This is a genomic window from Methanosarcina sp. 2.H.A.1B.4, from assembly GCF_000979385.1.
In the GTDB taxonomy this organism is placed as follows: domain Archaea; phylum Halobacteriota; class Methanosarcinia; order Methanosarcinales; family Methanosarcinaceae; genus Methanosarcina.
This window is the reverse complement of the sequence record NZ_JJOV01000079.1, coordinates 8,952-10,612: the sequence shown is the minus strand read 5'-3', so window position 1 is coordinate 10,612 and position 1,661 is coordinate 8,952. Positions and strand designations below refer to the sequence as shown.

Annotated in this window: 1 protein-coding gene; it reads right to left on the bottom strand. The window is 45.6% G+C overall.

All coding sequences use genetic code 11. The features are described 5' to 3' along the window. The coding region (locus tag EO92_RS12160) for a disaggregatase related repeat-containing protein (protein WP_156165815.1) at positions 1 to 1,661 on the bottom strand (1,661 nt) is incomplete at both ends.

The following is a 1,661-nucleotide window of genomic DNA, read 5'->3' as shown; positions in this document are numbered from 1 at the left end:
TACGTCTCGTGGGCTCGGAGATGTGTATAAGAGACAGCTTATAGACTGTATTAGAAGAAGCTTCACGCAGGCGGTTATCCGTTGCGCCAGTAACAGTTACATTTACAGTCACTACAGGTTCAGTCACTGCAGGTGCTTTCTTTGTTATGTTAAGCTCTGGCTCCTTACTTTCAATTCCGCAGTCACTGCTGTAGAATGCAATATAATTGTTGCTTTCAGTTTTTGCTTTTATCAAAAAACCGGTATTCTCATATTTTCCACTGGTGTACTCTTTTACGAGCTCGGTTACGTTCAGTTCATAGTATCTGTTGTCAGGCAGGGTACTGCCCTTAATAGTCATTGTTGCATATGGAGTACTGCCCTGCAAAACACCGTTTTTATCGTACCAGTCTCCTCCTGGATTTTTCCATGCAATACCAATGTTTCTCTTATTCCAGCTCACATAGTCAGGATTCCATGAATCAGCAGGCCTGTAAACCTCAATCACAGTATCTGCTGGTCTTGAGTTTCCTGCCGGATAATACCAGAAGAGAGAAAGAGCCGCATTACTAACTTCGGTAGAACCTGTGTACTCGCTCAGGTTAAACCACATTGCATCCCTATACCTGCCAGTACTCAGTCCACCAACATCGATAAAGGAAGTTTCCTGGAAAACGGTTTCAGGGGCAGCCTCACGCATGCGGTTATCCGTTGCGCCAGTAACAGTTACATTTACAGTCACTACAGGTTCAGTCACTACAGGTGCTTTCTGTGTTATGTTAAGCTCTGGCTCCTTACTTTCAATTCCGCAGTCACTGCTGTAGAATGCGATATAATTGTTGCTTTCAGTTTTTGCTTTTATCAGAAACCCGGTATTTTCGTACTTTCCACTGGTGTACTCCTTTACGAGATCGGTTACATCAAGCTCATAGTACCTGTTGTCAGGCAGGGTACTGCCCTTAATAGTCATTGTTGCATAGGGCATGCTTCCCTGCAAAACACCGTTTTTATCGTACCAGTCTCCTCCTGGATTTTTCCATGCAATACCAATGTTTCTCTTATTCCAGCTCACGTAATCTGGGTCCCAGGTAGAAGCAGGCCTGTAAACCTCAATCACAGTATCTGCTGGTCTTGAGCTTCCTGCCGGATAATACCAGTAGAGAGAAAGGGCTGCATCACTAACGTCAGTCGATCCGGTGTACTCGCTCAGGTCAAACCACATTGCATCCCTGTATCTGCCAGTACTCATCCCGCCTATGTCAATAAAGGACGAACTCTTATAGACTGTGTTAGGAGACGCTTCGCGCAGGCGGTTGTTGTAGACCTCTTCTGCTGTGGACGAGGAGTTTTCCTGTTTTACAACGCTTATAGCTGCTGTAGCCGAATCCTGTAGTTCTCCATCGCTTACCTCAAAGGTTAAGCTGTACGTCCCTTCCTGTCCGGCAACCGGAGTCCAGCTAAAAACCCCCGATTTGCTGTCAAAAGTAGCACCTGTGGGAATGCCTGAAGCAGAGTATGCGAGACTGTCTCCGTCTGCATCCGAAGCGCTTACTGTAAAGGTAAGGCTTTTTCCAGCTTCAACAGTAACATCAGGAATGGAATTTATCACAGGGGCCTGATTATGATTGACAACGTTTACAGCTACAGTAGCCGAATCTGTCAGTTTTCCATCGCTTACCTCA